Source organism: Chitinophaga sp. 22620, assembly GCF_052044405.1.
In the GTDB taxonomy this organism is placed as follows: Bacteria; Bacteroidota; Bacteroidia; order Chitinophagales; family Chitinophagaceae; genus Chitinophaga.
The window spans coordinates 709,247-731,413 of the sequence record NZ_JBQEMV010000001.1 but is presented as its reverse complement, the minus strand read 5'-3'; the positions used below and the strand labels follow the sequence as shown (position 1 = coordinate 731,413).

Below are 22,167 nucleotides of genomic sequence, written 5' to 3'. Positions count from 1 at the left end.
TACATGGAAAAAAATCCACCGGCACCGGCGAATAACCATCTTAACGGGAACAAAAACAAACCGCCGGTCTTCGAGCGGTTCTCCATCAAAGTGGTCAATGCTACCGGCAGCCCCTGGGCATTTATCATCGCCCTGGCGGTTATCGTGGTATGGGCCGTTACAGGCCCGCTGTTCGGGTTTTCGGACACCTGGCAGCTGGTGATCAATACCGGTACCACGATCGTCACTTTCCTCATGGTGTTCATCATCCAGAAATCACAGAATAAGGATTCCAAATCCATCCAGCTGAAGCTGAACGAACTGATCGCGGCCACCAAAACCGCCAGCAACCGGCTGATAGATGTGGAATCGTTATCGGAAGAAGACCTGAACACACTCCACCGGTTCTATACCAAGCTCGCTTCTGAAATGCAAAAGAACCTGGACCTGAAGCGCTCTCATTCCGTTGAAGAAGCGATGGAAAATACCGAAGGGAAGCTCAAGAGCAGGAAATGATCATTTATCCAGCTCCCGCAAAAGCCCCGAAAGGTTCAGCCGTTCCGTGTACATCGTGAGGTTCCCTTCTTCATCCACAGGCCATTGCTCTTTCGGCCTGTCCCAGTACAATTCCAGCCCGTTCCCGTCCGGATCGTTGAGGTACAGCGCTTCAGACACACCGTGATCCGCAAAGCCGGTAAACTGCACCCCGGCTTCGGTCAGCCTTTTATAGATCGCCGCCAGGTCCTTCCTTTCCGGGTACAGGATGGCCACATGGTACAAGCCCGCCGCATTTACCGGCGCAGGCGGCATGCCCTTGCTGTGCCAGGTGTTCAGGCCGATATGATGGTGGTAACCACCGGCTGAAATAAACGCAGCCTGGTCGCCGTACTTCATCATCAGTTCAAATCCCAGCAGATCGCAATAAAAATCCAGCGAGCGCCGGAGGTCGGAAACTTTAAGATGCACATGCCCGATGCGGGTTTGTGCGGGAACGGTATAGCTCATGAATACAGCTGATTTTTTTGGCAAAGATAGGCGGTTCCCTCCTTCAACCGGTAATATGTATTGTCCGCTGAACCCGGCTGCGCTTGAGAACCGCCCTCGTATCAGCGTATCATCAAAGGACTGATGATACCAACGGAAATGCGGTAATTTTTCGTGTTGGCGAGTATTATCTAACTAACAAAAAAGATATTCACTTTGTTGCTGAGCCGGGTGTATACTACCAGAATAAGCCGGCAAACAGGAACCCCGCCGCTACAGAAATGCCGACGCTTACAAGTCCGGGTACCATAAAACTATGGTTCACGAGATACTTGCCGATATGGGTGCTGCCGGTACGGTCGAAGTTGATGGCGGCCAGCAGCGTGGGATAGCCGGGCAGCACAAAATCCCCGTTGGTAGCGGGAAACATGGCCACCAGGTGAGGCGGTGCAATGCCGAGCAGCACGCCCAGCGGCATCAGCGCTTTGGTGGTGGCCGCCTGGCTGAACAGCAGCATGCTGAGCACGAACAGCGCGATCGCAAAGGTCCAGGGGGCGGCGGTGACCATATCCCCCAGCGCATGCTCTATCGTGGCTTCGTGGGCGGCCATAAAAGTGGCGCTCATCCACACCACGCCGAAAATGGATACCACCGCCTGCGCGCCCGCGGTGAACAGGCTTGCTTTGGCCACTTCCGAAGTGGGGGTCCTGGTGAACAGCAGCATGAGCGCCGCTGCGGCCAGCATTACCAGCTCTATTATTGCAGCCATTTTGATGGTGCCGTTCGCGTTTACGGAAAGATTGGCCACCCCGGGCTCAAACGTAGGCAGCATGCCTTTGAACGCGCCGGCCAGCACGATCACCAGCACCGCAATGGCGAAAATGATCACGGACGTTTTGGCGCCCGGTTTCAGGGGTTTATCATTTGTTTTGCTCTCAGCATCCAGCCCGGCGGCAAACTCGGGGTCTTTCATTTTTTCGAGGAACAGGGGATCTTTCTCCAGCTCTTTCCCTTTTTTCCATACCACCGCTACCCCGGCCAGGATGCCCACCAGGCAGGAAGGAACGCAAACCTTCAGGATATCCGCGGGTTGCAGCCCGCCGGGCAATATGGTGATCATGGCGGCAGTGGCCGCGGAGATCGGGCTGGCGGTAATGCCCAGGTGCGAGGCTATTACGGAAATGCTCAGCGGCCTTTCGGGCCTGATGCGTTTTTTGGTGGCTACTTCGGCAATGATGGGCAGGAGGGAGTAAGTGACATGCGCCGTGCCGGCAAATACGGTAAAACAAAAAGTAACAAGCGGGCCCATGAGGGTGATCATGGAGGGTTTGCTCCGGAGGATCTTTTCGGCCACCCGCACCAGGTAGTCCATTCCGCCTGCCGCCTGCATGGTGGCGGCGGTAGATACTACGGCGAGGATGATCAGCATCACGTCTATCGGCGGTTCGGCGGGCCGCATCCGGAAAAGGAAAACGTACAGGGCAAGCGCTGCCATACCCATTACGCCCAGGCCGATGCCTTTCATACGGGCGCCAATAAGAATGGCCGCTAAAAGAATTGCGAATTGAAGCCAGATCATGCTTTCGGTTTATATTTTACGATGTGGAATTTGATGCTAATATTCGAAAAACATTGCCTGGAACTTCTTCTCCAAGGCAGGGTTGAGGTTTTATTCCCTGCGCTTATCCTTCACCAATGCGTCTGCCGGCGCCGGGTTCATGTTCGAATAATCATACAATATATCCACTTTTGGCAAAGTATTCACCTGGCTGATATCAAATTCTGTTTCAGGGGTAGGCCTGCCCAGCACCTTACTAGCTGTTGATGAATGTGGGGCGGATCATATTCTCGAACGTAAATATCTCGTCCCACTTTTCCTGGGTCACCAGCTTCTTTTCTTTTACTGCGATGTCATGAACGGATTTGCCCGTCTCCAGGGCTTCCCGCGCGATGGCGGCGGATTTTTCATACCCGATGATGGGATTCAGCTGGGTCACGATGCCGATGCTTTGCATCACCATCTGCTGCGTATGGTCCGCGTTGGCGGTAATGCCGTCCACGCATTTTTCGCGGAGCGCGTTGCAGGCATTCGTCATATAAGTGATGGAAGTGAACAGGGCGAAAGAGATCACAGGCTCCATCACGTTCAGCTGCAGCTGTCCCGCTTCTGCCGCCATGGTAAGGGTAAGGTCGGCGCCGATCACGTAGAACGCGGTCTGGTTCACCACTTCAGGGATCACAGGATTTACTTTTCCGGGCATGATGGAAGAGCCGGGCTGCATGGGCGGCAGGTTAATTTCGTTCAGGCCGCACCGTGGGCCGGAAGACAGCAGGCGGAGATCGTTGCATATCTTGGAAACTTTCACAGCTGTGCGTTTCAGCACGCCGGAAAGCTGCACGTAAGCGCCGGTATCGTTGGTGGCTTCAATCAGGTCCGTCGCCAGGCTGAGGTCCAGGCCGGTCACTTCACGGAGATGTTTGGTCACCAGCTCGGGATATTCCTTTGGCGCATTCACGCCGGTGCCGATGGCAGTGGCGCCCATATTGATCTCGGAGATCAGGCGCTTGCTATCTTCTATCCGGGAAAGCTCTTCGCGCAGGTTGGTGGCAAATGCCCTGAACTCGTCGCCCATGCTCATGGGCACGGCATCCTGCAATTGCGTGCGCCCCATTTTGAGCACCTGTTTGAATTCTTCTCCTTTTTTCTCAAAAGATGCGGCCAGCATGGTAAGGCTGGTCTTATAATCATTCAGCTTATTGATGAGCGCTATGCGGAAAGCGGTAGGATACGCGTCGTTGGTGGATTGCGAGCAGTTCACATGATTGTTCGGGTGGCAGAATTCGTAATCGCCTTTTTCTTTCCCCATCATTTCCAGCGCCACATTGGCGATCACTTCATTGGCGTTCATGTTCACGGAAGTGCCCGCTCCGCCCTGTATGAGATCCGTGATGAACTGGTCGTTGAATTCCCCGCTGATCACGCGGTCGCTGGCTTTTACAATATGCTGCGCGATGTTCTTATCGAATACGCCCAGCTCGGAATTAGCCAGGGCAGCGGCTTTTTTCACATATCCAAGCGCCTGTACAAACAGCGGCTCCACTTTCAGCGGAATACCGGTAATATGAAAGTTCTCGATCGCGCGGAGCGTTTGAATACCATAATAAACATCTTTCGGGATCTCGCGTTCCCCCAGGAAATCATGTTCGCGACGTTGTGCCATTAAACTAAATTTTGAAACGGTTTACCAATATATCCAATACAACAGGAAAAACCGGGAATTTGTTTGACGGGGCGGGGTGAACGATTGTTCCGCGAATAGACTTTTTAAGATAAGCCGGTGTTGACCGCCAAGGCCGTCGTTGCAAGGAGCAGCCAGGCTTTTGCGTTACCGCGGAACCTGCTGTAATTCCTGCCTGGCCTTTTCGCGTTCGGTCTGCCGGTCTTCCACCTGGCGGTATTTGAAGTAAAAATAAATAGCCAGGAAAAGGCAGAATTTGAACAGGAGGAACGCCGCAAAGAATATCCACTTCCACACCTTGTGCACGGTGATGAAGTCCGACTGGTTGGGCGCGATATTGATAAAAGTATAGTTCGGTTTCTTTTCTTCACGCCCGGCGCTTGTATCGGCCCAGTCGAAAGGCTGAAGGGCGCGCTGGCGCAGCTCTATGGGGGGAGGATAAGCGTCTTCGAACCAGAGCTTGTGAAAGGTATTTTCCACAAGCCGCAGTTCGGTCTGCAACTCGGGGTGTTGAGGCAACAGGCGTTCCAGCTCCTCCTTTTCTTCGGGAGTAGACAGGCCGAGCACATAGCTTTCAACCATTCCGCTTTCTATATATTCCTCAACGTTCAAGTGTGTCCGGGAAATCTTCTGAGTTCAATTAATGCATCCTTCAGGCAGCCAGGCGCCTGTTCTTCTGTCATGTCTAATTTTTTCGCCGTTCGGTTCTGGAGAGACCTTTGCAATAACACAAAACAAACACCCTCTCGCTTTGTTCGCTTAGGGCATCCATAAATTGCAGCATTCCACTTATGCTGTGAGTAAAATCATTACCAGTTAATCCTTCCTCCGGGAGCATATTAATTGCGGCTACCCGGGCCGTTTTTATCCAATCACGAAAATAAGGATAATCCCCGGCTTTGCTCCTATCCATAAATATTTTTAAAAAAATCAAAAGGCCAGCCTCGCGGCCGACCCCTTGCTCAATTAACCAAAAATGTACTATTTCAATGCGTTATGCAATTCTTTCAGCAGTGCGTTATCGTCTCCGCTGTCGTAATCCGCAGCCCAGAGATAAGCGCCTTTGTAAGCGGAGGTCTTGATGAAATCGCCTTTCTTTTTCACCAGCGGCCTGCCGTTGTAATACACGCCAAACGCATGGTTCACCTGCTCTTTGGTAGCCGCCTGCGGATCGTAGCCGAGGATGGTCCTGTAAGCCACGTAATCGTAGGAGCCCCAGTCGAGGTTATTCCCGTTGCCGTCTATCGCGTTGTAGCGCAGGCCGAATGCGGGAATACCGATCACCAGCTTATCCGCGGGCAGATGGTGGTCTGCCCAGATCCTGGCCGCAGCCAGCATGTAATCGTAAGAGGAGGCCTGGCCACGGGGAGCGGCGGGGCCTACGTGCAGCCCGTCTTCAAACGCGCGCACATTCACCCAGGTGGCGGCGGCCAGGCTGGGGTAATCCCAGTGCTGCCATCCCGCGCCCACGGTAACGGTAATGATGGAACCCGCGGGCAAAGCCGCTTTCAGCTCAGCGATGAACGGCGCAATGGCCGCCACGTTCTGCGCATAGGCGCCGGAGTTGATGTCGCTCATCATAACGTCCACGCCATCCAGCTTGCGGGCGGTTACGTAGTTGTCCACAGCAGCCACCAGCGCAGCGCGTGAGGCGGGTGTGCGGATGGCTTCGCCGAAATCGTTCGCCTCATATAATGCCCAGCCGTCCACCGGGGAAAGGCGGCCCGCCAGGCCCAGCAGCACGGCCCTTCCGGCAATATGGCCGCGGGCTACAAGCTCGTCCATACGCTGATTGGTTTCGCCGGCGGAAAGATCCACGGTACCGTCTGACGCTACCCTGCCCGCGAGGAAAGTTACATGCGTAGCCTGTTCCCAGTTCACGTTCAGCGCGGTGCCTTCAGCGGTGAGGTACGCCATGATCACTTTGGTGTAAGGCAGCGGGGTATAGGTGGCGGGCTTTACAAGCACTTTGGAGGAACGCTGGCTTTTCAGGCCGTTCAGTTCCACTTCCAGCGAGATCGTGTATTCTCCGCCGGCGGCAGGGGTAAAGGAAAAAACAGTGTCTTTGGATTTTTCTTCGCCGTTCACTTTCCAGGAAATATTCACTTTGCCGCCGGGAGAATATACCAGCCCTTTGTAATCGGCCGTCTGCCCCTGTTCCAGGATGCGTACGGGCGATATAAAAGCATTTTGTATGTCGAAGATGCGCGGGTAATCGCCGGGGCCGAACTCAGGATCTTTGATGCGGTCTTTCCCGCAAGCCGCCAACGCGAAAATGCTAACCAGCAGTATATATAGTTTCTTGTGCATGATCATGTTTGTTAATGAGAAAAATGCTTATTCCTTATCCCACCATACGCGGCCGGTCCAATCATCTTTTTTTCCATCCATGTTCTGCACGGCCTTGTTATAATTTTCGGCATTCTGTTCTTTTTCAGAAAGCGGGTATTCGAACCTGCGGGGGATCGTGTTCACGCTGGAATAACCGGGCTTGTAGCCGGGCGTGAGGCGCGGAAAACCGCTGCGGCGCCAGTTGGCGTATGCTTCGGGGCCGTTCATAAAAAGCGCTACCCACAGCTGGTGATTGATCATTTCCAGTTCCTTCCCGGGCGCCACCACATTGTCCGTCTTATATTTCGCAATTGCGGCGTCGGGTATCTGCGGGCCGCCGGGATAAACGCTCAGCTGTTTCATGGCGGCTTCTATGCCGCGGTTGTAATGCGCCTGGTAATCGCCGTTGAGGTTCAGGCCCCAGCGGAAACATGCTTCCGCCAGCAGCAATTCGGTTTCGGCATAGGTAAGATGCAGGAACGGCGCATTGTTGGCAATGAGGAAATTGGCCAGCTGCATCTTCTGCGTGTTGTTGCCCACATCATAGGAACCGATGCCGGGCACCTGGATGGTGAAGGTGTTCTTCCAGTCGTCCCACACAAAATCGCCGTTCTTGCAGCCGGTAATGCCCACAACGGCTTTCACCTGCGGCGTAATGTCCGTCCGCTCCATGAAAGCATAAGGTTTGTCTATATAATATTTGCCGATATGATCCAGGCGCGGGTCGTTGGTGTTGCGCAGCGCGTCCAGGAACACCTGGTTGTAGCGGTAAGGCACCAGCTCGCCCTGGGAGATGGAGGCGGAGAGGCCGTTGCCGCGCACGTCCTGGTAGTTGTTCAGGATGTCTGCATGGGTCATTTTACAGATGTCGTCGTTGCTTTGGAACACGCCGCGGTTAAAGGCCTTTTGGGCTTCGGCGCGCGCCAGCGCGGCATCTCTTTTCACGAGGCGCATGGCCAAACGGAGATGCAGGCTGTTGGCGAATTTTTTCCATTTGGCCACATCGCCGTGGTAGAACTGGTCGTTGCTCACATTGTCGCGGGAAGCGTCCAGCGCGGTGGAAGCTTCGGTAAGCTCTTTGAAGAAATCGGTATAGATATCGGCCTGCCTGTCGTATTCCGGCCGTACAATTTTCTGGGTATATCCCGCTGAAGCCTGGCTGTATGGAATATCGCCGTACAGATCGGTGAGGCGGGCAAAGAGATACACCTTCATGATGCGGAGGATGTTGTAAAGATTGGGCTTCTTGTTATCCTCCTTCGCACGGCTCACCGCGTCCACGATGTTCAGGATGTCGTTGGTGTAGTTCAGCTCCCAGAGGATGCTCATGTATTGCTGCTGCTTCACGTAGAAGCCGCCGTACTGGCAGGCCCAGGCGCCGCCCAGCTGCTGTACCATGGGCATGCACAAAAAGGTGCTCACTCTTTCATTAGATTCGAGGTCGCCGGAGAAGCGCGCCTGCACCTGCACCAGTTGCAGGGCAGGGTCCATCGTGGTGCTTTGCGTGGGATTGGTATTCATGTCCCCGAAATCATCGCAGCCCGTGAACCCCGCCGCCATCAGCAGGCATAGGCAAACCAGGGAATTATAATAACGTTTCATACGGATTCTTTTTTGGTTGTTCATTCGCAACATTTTTAAAGGCGCACATTAAGGTTCAGGCCCCAGCTCCTGCGCGAAGGCAGGGAACCGTATTCCAGGCCCTGGCCGTTCCCGTTGTTGTAATTGGAATCGGGATCCACGTTCGGTACTTTTTTATGCAGGATGAAAGGGTTGCGGCTAACGACAGACACGGTCACTGCGCCGATCCCCGCCTTTCTCAGCATGGCCTGCGGCAGGCTGTACGTCAGCGAAAGCTCACGCAATTTGATGTAGGATGCATCGTAGAGGAAAGGCGTGGTAATGCCTTTGGCATCCGCGTAAAACAGCGACCAGTATTGCCCCGGGTCCATCGCCTGCGTGTTCTGCACATACACGGGCTTGCCGGTATTGTCTACCCCGTTGCGCACCACGCCGCGCGGCACGTAGCCGCTCACGTTGCCGGATGCCTTCCATTCCACGGGCGTTTTATTGGCGGCCATCCTTTCTTCTTCGGAGCGTATCCATTCCTGGCGGCCTTCCAGCGTAATTTCATGGCTGCCCCTCAGCACGGCGAAAAGGTTCGTCATGGAGAAGAGATCGGCGCCCTGTTTCATATCCAGGATGGCGTTGAAGGTGAAATTCTTATAAGATAAGGTGGTGGTCAAACCGCCCGTCCAGTCCCAGGTTCCCTTGCCCATTACCTTGCGTTCGTCAGTAGGTATGGGCGTAAGGGTGATGGAATCGAGGATGATATTGCCCCCGGGATCTTTCTGGTAATCGTAGCCCAGGATCGCGCCATACGGAGCGTTTGGCTGCGCAACCACTGAAACGCCCAGCCAGCGCGCATCAGAGAGGGTCAGGAAAGGTATGCCTTCAGCCAGGCTCTTTACGGTGTTTTTGTTTCGCGCCGCGTTCACGCTGATATCCCAGCGGAAATTTTCGGTGCGCACCGGCGTGGCGGAGAGTGCGATCTCGATGCCTTTATTCTGGATCACACCGGCATTCACCAGCCGCGTGCGGAAGCCCGAAGAAGTGGGGATAGGAACGTAGTTGATCTGGTCACGGGAATCCTGCGTGTACACCGTTACGTCCAGACCGATGTTGTTATTGAAAAATTTCATTTCGGTGCCCAGCTCGTAAGAACGGGTACGCGTGGGCTTCAGCGAATCGGGCGGCAACACCAGCGTGCTGATGCCTCCCGCAGCCGAGCCGTTTATCTTTTGCTGCAACAGCGCGTAGTTGAGGTTCAGCATATGGGGATCGGTATCGCTGCCCACCTCTGCTATGGAAGCGCGGAGCTTACCATAACTCAGCACTTTATTTTTCAGCTTGAAGGCATCGGTGAAAATGAAGCTGCCGGAGAAGGAGGAATATAAATAAGTATTGTTCGTTTCAGGTAGTGTTGAAGATGCATCCCTCCGCAAGGTCACATCCAGGTAAGCCCAGTTTTTATAGGCGCCGCTGAAAAGGCCGTAGAAAGAATTGATCCTTTTGCGGGATTCGGTTTCTGTAGCCACGCGGTCGTTGAAGCTGTTGATGGAAATTTCTTCCAGCTCCATGTCCGTTCCCAGCAGGTTGGTGCCCGGGCGGGAATATTGGGAAAGACTGCTGCCCAATCGCGCTGCGCCGTACCAGTTGGGAGTGAACTGTTTCTGGAGGGTAAGCAGCACATCCGCCTCTGTGGTATGAAATTTCTGGTCTATGCCTTCGTAACGGCCGGTGATGGAGCCGGGCGTGCTGGGCGGACTGTATTTCCGGTATTTGAAATAAGTGATGTCCGTGGAAAAGCGACCCTGTAAACCGATCCAGTCCGCGAACTGGTAGTTGGCAACTATGTTGCCCATGATCCTGTCTTTCTTCGTTTTGTTGCTCATTTCGTTGATCACCCAGTACGGGTTCAGCCGGTATTCGCCGCCGCCCCAGTCCACGTAATCGCCGTTATCGTTTTTATATCCCGTGGAAAAAATGCTCTGGTCCACGTTATTCGCCAACCCAACGAACGCATTGCCGATGTTGCCGGCATCGTCGGCCAGCGCGGGGCGGTTGTTCACCTCCTCGCGCATGTACATCACTTTCGCATCCACGCTCAGGCGCTTGCCGAATTTGGAGTTGCTGGAAAAGTTAGCCGTGTTGCGGCGCATGCTGCTGGTGGGAACGATGTCGTTGTTCTTCAGGTCAGACAGGGAAAGGCGGAAAGCCGTGTTGTCTGTCGCGCTGGTGAGGGAAATGGTATTGGTGAAGGTGGAACCGGTGCGGAAGAAATTTTCGATGTTGTTGCGCACTAGCCCATAGGGGCGTTGCTTGCCGTCGAAGCCGGAGACCATCAGCGTGGGATCCAGCCTGGCGCCGAAGTTGCTGAACAGCGTAGTACGCGCCTGGTCCCTGTCCCGTGGGATGGTGCCGCCGGTTCCCTGCCCGTATTCGTATTGATAATCATCGAAGCGGGTCAGCTGCCTTTCCATTGTGGCGGTGCTGTTGAATTCTATGCCGAGGGCTTTTTTCAGGGTGCCTTTTTTGGTGGTGATGAGGATCACGCCGTGGCCTGCACGGCTGCCGTATAATGCGGAGGCAGACGGGCCTTTCAGCACGCTGATCGTTTCAATATCGTCGGGGTTGATGGCGGAAATGGCATCGCCGAAGTCGAAGCCGGAGGAGTATTTATCGCCGCTCACCTGGCCGTAGTTGGAGTTGTCGATGGGCACGCCGTCTACCACGTACAGCGGCTGGTTGTTGCCGGATATCTGTGTATTGCCGCGGATGATCACGCGGCTGGAACCCGCGGGGCCGCCGGCGGTGCTGTTGATGATCAGGCCGGGCACTTTACCGGCGAGGGAGTTGATCACATTGGTTTCGCGGGCTCGTTTCATATCGTCGCCATTCACTTCGGCATGCGCATAACCCAGCGCGCGGGCTTCGCGGCGGATGCCGAGGGCCGTTACCACTACGGTGCCCAGGTCCGTCACTTTTTCTTTCATGGTAATGTTCAGCAGCGATCCTTCAGGGCCGGCCTGCCGCAGCTGCCGTTCATACCCGATCATGGTGAACTCAACCTGGTCTCCCGGAGCCGCGTCTATGCTATACACGCCGTCAGGCGCGGTATGCACGGCTTTTTTCAAACGCTGGTTGTGCACTGTAACGCCCGGCAGCGGTTCATTCTTTTCATTCACTACTTTGCCATGCAGCCGGTAATCCGCTACAGCCGCGGTTTCCCCGGAGGGCCGCAGCATTACGATATTGTCCGTAATGCGGTAGTTGGAATTGATGGCCTGGCAGAGGCGGGCCACTACTGCATCCAGCCGCTGGCTGTCGATTTTAAGCCGGATGGGCATATCTTCTTTAATGCCCGAGGGGTTGTAGGAAAACCGGACGTTGGCGGCCTGTTCTATCTGCCTGAAAACACTGGAGAGCGCGGTGTTTTCCCAGTTGAACGAATAAACTTTCTGTTGCGCTTTGGTTGCTGTACTGATGGTGAGGCATAGCCATAGCAATGCCGGCATCATACATGAACGTGGTATAGTTCTCTTCATGTATAAAGGATTTAGAATCTTAAAAATTGCGTCTCCTGTCTAAAAGCGGATCACCACCTCATTACGGTCCAGGCGGTAGGTAAAGTTGTTGGTAAAGCTGATGGCGTCCAGTACTACGTTCAATTGCTGGTCATGAAATATGCCGGTAAACATCACCTTGCCGGCGGGGCGTTTTTCTATCCTCACGTTTACGCCGTAATACTCCTTTAATATAGCGGTGATCTGGTCCATATCTGCATTGGCGAATTCTACTTTTCGGCTGATCCAGCGCTGCATTTCCTCCTGCTGAAAGGTGATCTTCTTCAGCGGCGCGCCGTTGTCTACCACGGCTTCTTCCCCGGGCTGCAATTCCATGACGGCAGCGTCCGCCTCCACGCGCACTTTGCCGGAGGCCAGCATCACCTGTGCGTTTTCCCCGTAACAGCGTACTTTAAAAGTTGTGCCCAGCACGGTGGTGGCGGCTTTGCGGGTCACTACGGTGAAAGGCAGGTTGGTGTTGGATTTTACGGTGAAAAAAGCTTCGCCTTCGAGGTATACGTTACGGTCGCCTTTCCCGAAAGCATCGCTGAGCTGGAGGGTGCTGGCGGTGCTGAGCAATACTTCGGAACCATCGGGCAGGGCGAGGGTCTTGCGGTCCTGCAGGCCGGTTTGTGCGAAGGTATTGTAGTGGGTGATGTGTTTTTCGGGCTGCTGCATGAGCAGGTAAGCGGAGGCTGCAATGATGGCAATGCCTGCTGCTGCCATCCAGCGGTATGGAAGCCTGCGCACGCGGGTATGGGTTTGTTCCCGGGCGTCAAGACTTTCTTTCAGACGCTCCAGGGCAGCGGCTTTTAATGAAACGGGCGGGTATCCTTGCATAACATGGAATAATTCGCGGGCACGGTCTGCCTCCGGTTGCTGGGCCGGGTTGTTGCGCAACAATTCCTCCCAATACTGTACATCAGCCGCAGGCGCGCCTTTGCAATAGTGGATAAATGATTCGGTAAGCAGCAGTTCTTCTGCGGTCTGATGCGTGTGATGCATGTGCTGATCTGGTTGATACTATACAAGTGCGGGAAAGCGCACGTTTTTACCAATGAAATGCAAAAAATAATTTATTTTACCTTGGATCAACCAAAAGAACCGTTTCATCGCCTGATGAACCCACATCGCCATGAAAAAATAGAAAAGAACTGGCAATTGCTTGCCGGGGGAGACCGTCAGGGCCTGTATGAATGCTTTGACCTTTTTTATGACGATCTCTTCCGCCTGGGCGTTTCCCTCTACCGCGATGTAGACCTGGTACAGGGCTGCATCAACGATCTGTTCCTGGAACTCTGGAAGATCCGCGAAAAACTTTCCGGGGTGCACAACATCCAGCAATATGTGATCACCATCTTCAAACGCATTCTTTACAAATCCTCCAACGGCAGGAAAGACCTGCCTTTCGACGAGGTCGCGCACACCGGGCTTACACAGTCTTCCTACGAAGAGATACTGATCGGCATACAAACGGATGAAGGCATGAAAGCCCGCCTCCAGCTTGCATTGAAGCAGCTTTCCGGCCGCCAGTTGCAGCTGGTGCAGCTGCGTTATTTTGAAGGAAGGGGCTTTAAGGAAATTGCCGAGGCCACTGGGCTTACCGAGCGCACTGTTTATAACACATTACATAATGCCCTGCAGGTTTTGCGTAAGGAAATGAATTGACTTTTCGTTAATTTCATCAGCATGAAACCGTTTAACCTCCTCCTGGTCCTCTTCATGCTTATCAAAGGGACCGCTTTTCCCCAATCGCATGCGTTGGTATTACAGACAGATTTCGGCTTAAAGGACGGGGCCGTGAGCGCCATGAAAGGCGTGGCTTTCGGTGTATCGCCGGAACTGAGGATCTTCGACCTCACGCATGAAATCCCGGCTTACAATATCTGGGAAGCCGCTTACCGCCTCCAGCAAACGGCGGCTTACTGGCCCAAAGGCACCGTTTTTGTTTCCGTGGTAGACCCCGGCGTGGGTTCCGAACGTAAGTCGGTAGTGCTGAAAACAAAAAGCGGGCATTATTTTGTGAGCCCGGACAATGGCACGCTCACGCTCATCGCGGAAAGCCTGGGCGTTGAAGCCCTTCGCGAAATAGATGAAAAACGGAACCGTCTTCCCGGCTCTTCCGCCTCCTACACCTTCCACGGCCGCGATGTGTACGCCTACACCGGCGCCCGGCTGGCCGCCGGCGTTATCCCTTTCGATTCCGTGGGCAACGGGCTCCCGGCGGCTGTTGTGCGCATCCCTTACCAGCAGGCTGCTTCAAGGAACAATACCGTTTACGGCAATATTCCTATCCTGGACGTGCAGTATGGCAACGTCTGGACCAATATTGATGAAAAAACACTGGCCTCCCTGCAGCTGAAATTCGGGGACAAGCTGCGGGTGAAGATAATGAAGGACAAAAAAGTGATCTATAGCAGCACGCTGCCTTTCGTGGCCACCTTTGCCTCCGTGCCCCAGGGCTCGCCGCTGGCTTATCAGAACAGTCTCATGAACCTTTCATTCGCCGTCAACTACGGCAATTTTGCAGAACAATATAAAGTGGCCAGCGGCCCGGAATGGACCGTGGAGGTGACGAAGGAATAAATACCCAACCAGATGGACAAGGAATCAAGGATACAACAGTCGGAAACCCGGATCTTCAAAGCCGTGTTTCCCAACACCACCAATCATTACGACACCCTTTTCGGCGGCACCGCCATGCAGCTGATGGACGAGGTGGCGTTTATTGCCGCTACCCGTTATGCCCGCAAACGGATGGTGACCGTTTCGTCGGACAAGATCGATTTTAATAAAGCGATCCCCGCGGGTACGATCGTGGAGCTGATCGGCCGGGTAGTGTATACGGGGAACACGAGCTTAAAGGTGCTGGTGGAAATTTTCGTGGAGGAAATGTACTCCGCGGAACGGTATAAGGCCATTACCGGGACCTTCACTTTTGTGGCTATCGACGAATACAAGCGGCCGGTGCCGCTGGAGGCGTAATTGTGATGCTGTCTAGACGAGGCCTTCGCTTTTGGGGTAATCGAAAAAAAGGAAGCGTTTTTTGGCCCGGTCGAACCCCTCCCAGTGCTCCGTATCCGCCTCAATACCAAAAATGCCCGTAGTGGGCACATTGTCGATCCTTATCTCTTCGGTCAGGTAATTGGCAAAGTCGGTAATGCCGGGATTGTGGGCAAAAATGGCCACGGCGTTAAAGTCGTCGTCTATTTTGGTGATCACTTTCAGGAAAGTGGAGGCATAACAGAGATACAGCTCCTCTTCCAGCAAAATTGCCTCTTTGGGATACTTCCATTCTTTGGCCATGATGCGGGCGGTAGCGCGCGCTCGTTTCGCGGGACTGGAGATGATGAGCTCAGGCACGACACCCCGGGAGAGTAGCCTGGTGGCCATTTCCGGGGCATTTAACTTCCCACGCTTGTTAAGCGGGCGGTCAAAATCATCCATCTCCGGATCGTTCCAGCTGGATTTTGCGTGACGGATTAATAATAATGTTTTCATACACATTGGTAAACAATTGAGTATAAACACTATCCTAAAATACGCCTTTTTCCCGGGAGGTGAAAGAATGACCCCGATTTAAAAGAAAATTAACAATGATTGCGAGGATTAGTACCCCCGTTCGTTTTTGCCTTCCATGTAGTTCATGAACGCCTTGTTTACCACGCGGTTACCTCCCGGTGTAGGGTAGTTGCCGGTGAAATACCAGTCGCCGAGGTTGTTCGGGCAGCTGGCATGCAGGCTTTCTATGTTCTGGTAGATCACTTCCACTTTGGCATTGATGCCGGCGGGGGTAATGATCTCGGCAATTTTCGCGGAGATCTCTTCGGGGGTGAAGGGTTTGTAGATGTTCTTCACCACGTTCTGCGCGTTGAGGGTATTGGTTCTTTCGAGTTCTTTGCACAGGCCGTAGGCTTCCTGCAGGATGTATTCCTTGCCCTGCTCGCGCAGCAGCGCGATGGCGGCCTGGAAGGCGACAAACTCGCCCATCTTGCTCATGTCTATACCGTAACAGTCCGGGTAGCGGATCTGCGGGGCGGAACTCATGATGATAATGCGTTTGGGTCCCAGGCGGTCCAGCATTTTGATGATGCTTTCCCGCAGGGTGGTACCGCGAACGATGGAGTCGTCTATCACCACCAGCGTGTCTGTACCAGGTTTCACGGTGCCATAGGTGATGTCGTACACGTGCTGCACCATTTCGTTACGGCTGGAATCTTCCGTGATGAAGGTGCGCATTTTCACGTCCTTGATCGCGATCTTGTCTATCCGCACGCGGCGGTTCACCATTTCGTTGAGCTTCTCTTCGTCAAAATCCTTGCCCCAGCTCATGATCCTTTCCACCTTGATGCGGTTCAGGTAATCTTCCAGCCCTTTAATGAGGCCGTAGAAAGCCACTTCGGCGGTATTGGGGATGAAGGAGAAAATGGTGTTGCGGAGGTCGTTGTCGATGGCTTTGAGCACGGTTTCGGAGAGGTGATAACCAAGCGCTGAGCGTTCTTTGTATATTTTTTCGTCGTTCCCGCGGGAGAAGTAAATGCGCTCGAAGCTGCATGCACGGCGTTCTTTGGCGGGAATGATCTGTTCAATGCTGTATTCTCCGTTCTCTTTCACGATCAGCGCGGTGCCGGGCATCAGCTCCATCACCTCGTTCTCGCCCACGTTAAAAGTGGTGCGGATGGCGGCCCTTTCGGAAGCGGCCACGATCACGTCGTCGTTGACGTAGTAATAAGAAGGGCGGATGCCGTGCGGGTCGCGGATCACGAAGGAATCGCCGGAGCCGATGAGGCCGCAAACGTGGTAACCGCCGTCGAACATGCCGAAAGCCTGTTGCAGGATAGCTTTCACGTCAAGACCGTTCTGCCTCACTTCATCTTCTTTGTTCAGGAAGTGGGCCACTACTTCGAGCATGGCCGCCAGGTCGCTGTTCTTGTGAGTTTCGCCGGGCGATACTTTTACGAAGTTGAACAGTTCCTCCACGTTCACCAGGTTAAAGTTCCCTGCCATGCTCAGGTTGCGGGCGGGGATGGTGTTGTAGCGTACAAAGGGATGGCAGAGCTCCACGTTGTTCTTACCCTGTGTGGCGTAGCGGAGGTGCCCCATGAGCAATTCGCCGAGAAAACGCACGTGGCCTTTCATGAGGCCGGGGTACTTGGTGATCTCGGGCTGGTATTTTTCTATTTCTGCAATTTCGTCGCGGATCTTACCGAACACATCGCCAATGGGTTGAGGCTGGCTGCTGCGGATGCGGTGCATGAAGGGAACACCTGGTTCGGTATGTAATTTTACTGTGGCAACTCCCGCACCGTCCTGGCCGCGGTTGTGCTGCTTTTCCATGAGCAGGTAGAGCTTGTTGAGTCCGTAGAAAACCGTTCCATATTGTTGTTGATAATAAGAGAATGGTTTTCTTAATCTTATGAATGCTAAACCGCATTCATGCTTTATCGCGTCACTCATGCTGTAAAATTGAAGTCGCAAAGTTACGCTTAAATTTCCAAACCACCTCCGCCTTTAGCATTCCGCTAACAGTGATAGGATTTAGGCAGGAACTGGTTTAAAACAGGCATCCCGGGCCTGATCGGACCCGGGATGCAATATCTTTTTAATGTGCTTTCGTCACTTACTGGCCACCGTATTCGAGGCCGTCCACTTCGAGATGTTCTCACACTGCCTGTATTCCGGCTCCACGTGCACGTAGAAGGTCGGGATCTTGTCCTGCAGCCATTTGTTCAGCGCGGAAACCTGCTTTTCCTGCATGGTTCTTTGCTGGATGCGGGAATAGTCGTCTTTCAGGTTCTCGCGGTGGGGCTCGGTGCGGGTTTTCAGGTACACGAGGCGCACCGCCTTGCGGCCCTGCTCGTCTTCGAAGATCAGCGGTTTGGTTACGCCGCCCGGCTTCAGGCTGTCCAGCAGCATCACGATGTCTTTGGTGGAGGGATCGTTCAGCTGGTCGACGGTGATATAGGTGCTGCCCGTGTTCGGGTTCTGCAGCATACCGCCGTTGAACTTGGACATCGGTTCATCGCTGTACTTGGTTACGGCTTCGCCGAAGCTCATCTTACCGGAAATGATATTGGCGCGGATGGTATCCAGCTTGTTGATGGCATTGCTGATGTCTGCAGTCAGTACGTTCGGTTTGATGAGGATGTGCTGTACGGTCACGTTGTCGCCCGCCCTTTTGATCATTTTGATCAGGTGGTAGCCGTACTGTGATTTAACAGGGCTGGAAATATCGCCTTCTTTCAGGCGGAAGGAGGCCTGCATGAAAGCGGGGTCCCAGGATTTGTCGTTACGGTTGAGCACATAGGTGCCGCCATTCTCTTTCACAGCGGGGTCTTCGGAGTAAAGGCTGGCGTAAGTGGAAAACTCGCCTTCTTTCTTCTCAACCTTGCTTTTGAAATCGTTCAGCCTGTCGATGGCGTATTTATCCATTTCGTAGCTGGCTTTGGGCAGCACTACCAGCTGGCCGATCTCCAGTTCTGATTCGTAGAACGGCAGGCTGTCTTTCGGCACCTTTTCGAAATGGTTCTTTACTTCTGTGGGCGTTACTTTTACGGAGTTCACGATCTTGTCGCGCATGGCTTTCGCCAGCATGCTTTCGCGGATCGCGTCGCGGAAACGTTCGCGGAGCTGGTAGATAGTGTAGCCGGTAACCTCGGTCATTTTCTCGCGGCTGCCGTAGCGCTGTTCCGCCCAGCGGATCTGGCTTTCGATACGCCCGTCCACATCGGCTTCGCTGATGGGCAAGCTGTCGCGCTCGGCCTGGAGCACCAGGATCTTTTGCGCGATGATCTGTTCTATGGCCTGGCAGGTGGCGTTGGCCGGCAGGGGCTGGCCTTCGAGGGCCTGCTGCTGCATGTCTACCAGTGCAGATTCAATATCCGATTTCAGGATAATCTTTTCTCCCACTTTGGCAACGATCTTGTCGGCCACCATTTTCTGCTGTTGTGCAAATGCGCCTTGTAAAAGGAGCATGGCGCTGAAGGAGGATATTAAAAATTTTTTCATGGTAACATTACTGTAATCTCAAAGTAACCAATAAAAAATTAGCCGCACAAAGACGGCTAATCTATTTAACAAAAATTTCGGAATTGCGGCGGGCGGTAAAACCCGCCGCAAACCGCTATTAGAGCGTTCTTTTTACTTCTACTTCCTCAAAGCCTTCCACGATGTCTCCCACCTTCAGGTCGCTGTAGTTCTTGATGGAAAGGCCGCATTCCATACCGGATACAACTTCTTTCACGTCGTCTTTATAGCGTTTGAGGCTCTGGAGCTCGCCTGTATGCACCACGATACCGTCGCGAACCAGGTTTATGCGCGAATTGCGGAAGAGTTTGCCATCCAGCACGTAACAGCCTGCCACGGTAGCTTTGTCGAACTTGTAGGTTTCGCGGATCTCCACGTTGGCTGTAACCTTCTTCTCGATCTTGGGTTCCAGCATCCCTTCCATCGCGCTTTTCAGCTCGTCGATGGCGTCGTAGATGATGGAGTAGGTCCTGATCTCGATATTCTCTTTCTCGGCCAGGCGCGATGCGTTCATAGACGGGCGTACCTGGAAGCCGATGATGAGTGCGTCGGAAGCGGTAGCGAGCAGTACGTCGGATTCGGTGATCTGGCCTACGCCTTTCAGCACCACGCTTACCACGATCTCTTCTGTGGAGAGCTTCTGCAGCGAATCGCTCAATGCTTCCACTGAACCGTCCACGTCGCCCTTGATGATGAGGTTCAGCTGCTTGAAGTTTCCAAGTGCAAGACGGCGGCCGATCTCGTCCAGCGTAATGTGCTTCTTGGTACGGATACCTTGTTCACGAACGATCTGGGCTCTGCGGTTGGCAATGTCTTTGGCTTCGGATTCATCTTCATACATCCTGAACTTCTCACCTGCCTGCGGTGCCCCGTTGAGGCCCAGCAGCTGTACAGGCGCGGAAGGACCGGCTTTTTCCACTCTCTGGCCGCGTTCGTTGAACATGGCTTTGATCTTACCGAAGTGCGCGCCGGATACGATGGTGTCGCCCTGTTCGAGCGTACCGTTCTGTACCAGTACGGTGGTAACGTAGCCGCGGCCTTTATCCAGCGTGGCTTCAATTACGGTACCGGTGGCTTCCCTGTCCGGGTTGGCTTTCAGTTCCAGCAATTCTGCTTCCAGCAGGATCTTTTCGAGGAGTACGTCTATGTTCAGGCCGCTTTTCGCTGAGATCTCCTGGCTCTGGTATTTACCGCCCCAGTCTTCTACCAGGAGGTTCATGCCGGCCAGCTGTTCCTTGATCTTTTCAGGATTAGCACCGTCTTTATCGATCTTGTTGATGGCGAATACCATGGGGAGGCCTGCTGCCTGCGAGTGGCTGATGGCCTCACGCGTCTGGGGCATGATGGCGTCGTCTGCGGCCACTACGATCACGGCAATGTCCGCCACCTTGGCGCCACGGGCACGCATCGCGGTAAACGCTTCGTGACCGGGGGTATCGAGGAAGGTCAGCTTTTTGCCGCTGGCAGTGGTTACCTGGTAAGCACCGATGTGCTGGGTGATGCCACCCGCCTCACCGGCTACCACATTGGCGCTGCGGATATAGTCGAGCAAGGAGGTCTTACCATGGTCTACGTGACCCATGATGGTAACGATGGGAGCGCGGGGTTCCAGGTCTTCCGGATCGTCCACGATTTCTTCCTCATCATCCTCCGTTGCATCGTCGATGCCGATGAATTCCACTTCGTATCCGAACTCGCCGGCCACCAGTTCTATCACCTCAGCGTCGAGGCGCTGGTTGATGGATACCATGATGCCGAGGCCCATACATTTCGAGATCACTTCGGCGAAGCTTACGTCCATCAGATTGGCCAGCTCGCTCACGGAAACGAATTCCGTTACCTGGAGCTTGTTGCCGTCTGCGCCGCTTTGTGCTTCGCGTTCAGCCATTTCGTGCCGTTTGTCGCGGCGGCGGCTGGCTTTGGTGCTCTTGCCTCCGCGGGAGTTGCCTCCCAGTTTGGCCATGGTTTCCTTGATCTTATTCTGGATCTCGTTCTTATCGATCTCCTTATCGTCGGCTCTGCGGGGTGCGCCCTGCCCGTATCCGCCACCCTGGCCGGGACGTTGGTCCCTGCGTTGGTGCGGACGGCTGGGTCCGGTGCCTGGAGCGCCCGCGGGCCTGTTGCCGCCCTGGTGACCGCCGCCGGGGCCGCGATTGCCGCCCTGGTGACCTCCACCCGGGCCACGGTTACCGCCCTGGTGACCACCACCCGGGCCGCGGTTGCCACCCTGGTGACCACCACCCGGGCCGCGGTTGCCACCCTGGTGTTGCCCGCCGCCGGGGCCGCGGTTGTCCCTGTTTCCGGGACCTCCCTGGCCGCCTTCTTTGGCGAACTCGCCCGGTTTAATGGGCTCGGGTTTCTTTTCTATAACGATGCGCTTGCGCTTACGTTTTTCGTCTTTGTTGAAATTCTTGTTGTCCCTGCGTTCCTGTGCAACAGGCAGGTCGATCTTACCGATCACTTTCGGGCCGGTGAGCCTGGTGGCCTGTATGTTCTCTACCACGGCCTCGTCGCTTTCAGCGGGAGCTTCCGGCGCAGCCTGGGGAGCGGGAGCGGGTGCTTCCGTTTTGGCAGCGGGTTTCTCAGCTTCGGGCGCTTTGGTTTCCTTAGCGGCAGGGGGAGGCGTAACCTCGACGGGTTTTTCTTCCGCTTTGGGGGCCGGTTTTTCGGCTTTCACCTCTTTGGGTTCTTCTTTTTTAGGCGCTTCTTTTACTTCGGCAGCCGGGGCGGGAGCAGCGGGAGCTTTAGGTTCCGGAGCGGGTTCCTGCTGAGGGGCAGGAGCGGCTTTTTCTTCCGGTTCTTTTTTAGCTGCGGGCTTTTTGCCGCGGTTGGCGGAGTTGAGCGCATCCAGGTCTATGGTGCCCATGACCTTGGGGCCGGCAACGCGGGGAGCTTCAGCTTTGGGCGCTTCTTCCTGCGGGGCAGGGGCGGGCGCTTCCGGGGCTTTGGCCTGGGGCTCGGGGGCGGGTTCCGCCTTAGGCTCAGGTTTCGGCTCGGGCTTTACTTCTGCTGCCGGTGCAGCCGGTTTGGGTTCCGGCTGAGGTTCCGGTTTTTCCGCTTTTACTTCAGGCTTGGGAGCAGGTGCGGGTTTGGGAGCTTCCGGTTCAGGCTGAGGCTCGGTTTTGGCCGGCGCCTCTTCTTTCTTTTTGGTTGCAGCTTCCGCTTCTTCCTTTTTCTTTGCCGCCAGTTCCGCTTCTTCCTTCTCCTTCTTCTTTGCTGCGTCTAACACCGTTCCTTTGGGCAGGGCAATCTGGTCGCTTTTGCGCTTGTTTGCCTTGTCCTGTTGGAACTCCTGCTGCAAGGAATTGTACATCTGGGCCGTGAGTTTGGCGTTGGGAGACCCGAAACCGTCCATATCGAAGCCCTTATTGGTCAGGAATTCGACGAGCGTTTCCTTTCCAATATTGAATTCCTTGGCCGCAGCCAGCAATCGCGGTGTGTTGTTTGTTACTTCAGGCATATCGTATTCTCGTCCTTCCCGT

16 protein-coding genes are annotated in these 22,167 nt (G+C 54.4%); 4 read left to right on the top strand and 12 right to left on the bottom strand.

Features of this window, described 5'->3' with window-relative positions; translation table 11 throughout:
* The first annotated feature begins 3 nt into the window (after positions 1–3).
* Positions 4–495 carry a low affinity iron permease family protein gene (locus ACTJIK_RS03195; protein WP_440644850.1) on the top strand — a complete coding sequence of 164 codons (492 nt, stop codon included), beginning with the start codon at positions 4–6 and terminating at the stop codon, positions 493–495.
* On the opposite strand, the gene ACTJIK_RS03190 is transcribed toward ACTJIK_RS03195, so the two are convergent.
* The 8 genes from ACTJIK_RS03190 to ACTJIK_RS03155 all read right to left on the bottom strand — a co-directional run bounded on the left by ACTJIK_RS03190 (position 496) and on the right by ACTJIK_RS03155 (position 12,664).
* Entirely contained in the window at positions 496–984 is a 489-nt protein-coding gene (locus ACTJIK_RS03190; RefSeq protein WP_440644848.1) for a VOC family protein, read from the bottom strand.
* Positions 985–1,201: 217 nt separating this feature from the next.
* Entirely contained in the window at positions 1,202–2,542 is a 1,341-nt protein-coding gene (locus ACTJIK_RS03185) for an anaerobic C4-dicarboxylate transporter family protein (RefSeq protein WP_440644847.1), read from the bottom strand.
* 235 nt (positions 2,543–2,777) lie between these two features.
* Positions 2,778–4,184 (bottom strand): aspartate ammonia-lyase, encoded by a 1,407-nt coding sequence (aspA, locus tag ACTJIK_RS03180; RefSeq protein WP_440644846.1) that lies wholly within the window; start codon positions 4,182–4,184, stop codon positions 2,778–2,780.
* Between the two features lie 165 nt (positions 4,185–4,349).
* Positions 4,350–4,784 carry a hypothetical protein gene (locus tag ACTJIK_RS03175; RefSeq protein ID WP_440644845.1) on the bottom strand — a complete coding sequence of 145 codons (435 nt, stop codon included), beginning with the start codon at positions 4,782–4,784 and terminating at the stop codon, positions 4,350–4,352.
* Between the two features lie 399 nt (positions 4,785–5,183).
* The gene (locus ACTJIK_RS03170; protein ID WP_440644844.1) at positions 5,184–6,512 is read right to left on the bottom strand and encodes a glycosyl hydrolase family 18 protein; all 1,329 of its coding nucleotides are present in this window, start codon (positions 6,510–6,512) and stop codon (positions 5,184–5,186) included.
* A gap of 27 nt (positions 6,513–6,539) precedes the next feature.
* Positions 6,540–8,135: a SusD/RagB family nutrient-binding outer membrane lipoprotein gene (locus ACTJIK_RS03165; RefSeq protein WP_440644843.1), complete on the bottom strand. Its 1,596-nt coding sequence runs from the start codon at positions 8,133–8,135 to the stop codon at positions 6,540–6,542.
* Positions 8,136–8,170: 35 nt separating this feature from the next.
* The gene (locus ACTJIK_RS03160) at positions 8,171–11,641 is read right to left on the bottom strand and encodes a SusC/RagA family TonB-linked outer membrane protein (RefSeq protein WP_440644842.1); all 3,471 of its coding nucleotides are present in this window, start codon (positions 11,639–11,641) and stop codon (positions 8,171–8,173) included.
* A 39-nt stretch (positions 11,642–11,680) separates the two neighbouring features.
* Positions 11,681–12,664, bottom strand: coding sequence for a FecR family protein (locus tag ACTJIK_RS03155; RefSeq protein ID WP_440644841.1), 984 nt, complete (start codon positions 12,662–12,664; stop codon positions 11,681–11,683).
* 114 nt (positions 12,665–12,778) lie between these two features.
* Here ACTJIK_RS03155 and ACTJIK_RS03150 point away from each other — a divergent pair, with 114 nt between their 5' ends.
* Genes ACTJIK_RS03150 through ACTJIK_RS03140 form a run of 3 tightly spaced genes read left to right on the top strand, consistent with a single transcriptional unit; the run spans position 12,779 to position 14,644 of the window.
* A complete protein-coding gene (locus ACTJIK_RS03150; protein ID WP_440644840.1) occupies positions 12,779–13,327 on the top strand; it encodes an RNA polymerase sigma factor in 549 nt (182 codons plus the stop codon).
* Positions 13,328–13,348: 21 nt separating this feature from the next.
* The gene (locus tag ACTJIK_RS03145) at positions 13,349–14,245 is read left to right on the top strand and encodes an SAM hydrolase/SAM-dependent halogenase family protein (RefSeq protein WP_440644839.1); all 897 of its coding nucleotides are present in this window, start codon (positions 13,349–13,351) and stop codon (positions 14,243–14,245) included.
* 12 nt (positions 14,246–14,257) lie between these two features.
* Positions 14,258–14,644 carry an acyl-CoA thioesterase gene (locus ACTJIK_RS03140; RefSeq protein ID WP_440644837.1) on the top strand — a complete coding sequence of 129 codons (387 nt, stop codon included), beginning with the start codon at positions 14,258–14,260 and terminating at the stop codon, positions 14,642–14,644.
* A 12-nt stretch (positions 14,645–14,656) separates the two neighbouring features.
* Here the strand turns inward: ACTJIK_RS03140 and ACTJIK_RS03135 are convergent, their stop codons facing one another.
* From ACTJIK_RS03135 to infB, 4 genes are all read right to left on the bottom strand, one after another.
* The gene (locus ACTJIK_RS03135) at positions 14,657–15,160 is read right to left on the bottom strand and encodes a SixA phosphatase family protein (protein ID WP_440644836.1); all 504 of its coding nucleotides are present in this window, start codon (positions 15,158–15,160) and stop codon (positions 14,657–14,659) included.
* Between the two features lie 108 nt (positions 15,161–15,268).
* Positions 15,269–16,996: an amidophosphoribosyltransferase gene (locus ACTJIK_RS03130; protein ID WP_440644835.1), complete on the bottom strand. Its 1,728-nt coding sequence runs from the start codon at positions 16,994–16,996 to the stop codon at positions 15,269–15,271.
* A gap of 279 nt (positions 16,997–17,275) precedes the next feature.
* The gene (locus ACTJIK_RS03125; protein WP_440644834.1) at positions 17,276–18,667 is read right to left on the bottom strand and encodes a peptidylprolyl isomerase; all 1,392 of its coding nucleotides are present in this window, start codon (positions 18,665–18,667) and stop codon (positions 17,276–17,278) included.
* 118 nt (positions 18,668–18,785) lie between these two features.
* Positions 18,786–22,145 carry a translation initiation factor IF-2 gene (gene infB, locus ACTJIK_RS03120; protein WP_440644833.1) on the bottom strand — a complete coding sequence of 1,120 codons (3,360 nt, stop codon included), beginning with the start codon at positions 22,143–22,145 and terminating at the stop codon, positions 18,786–18,788.
* Positions 22,146–22,167 lie beyond the last annotated feature (22 nt).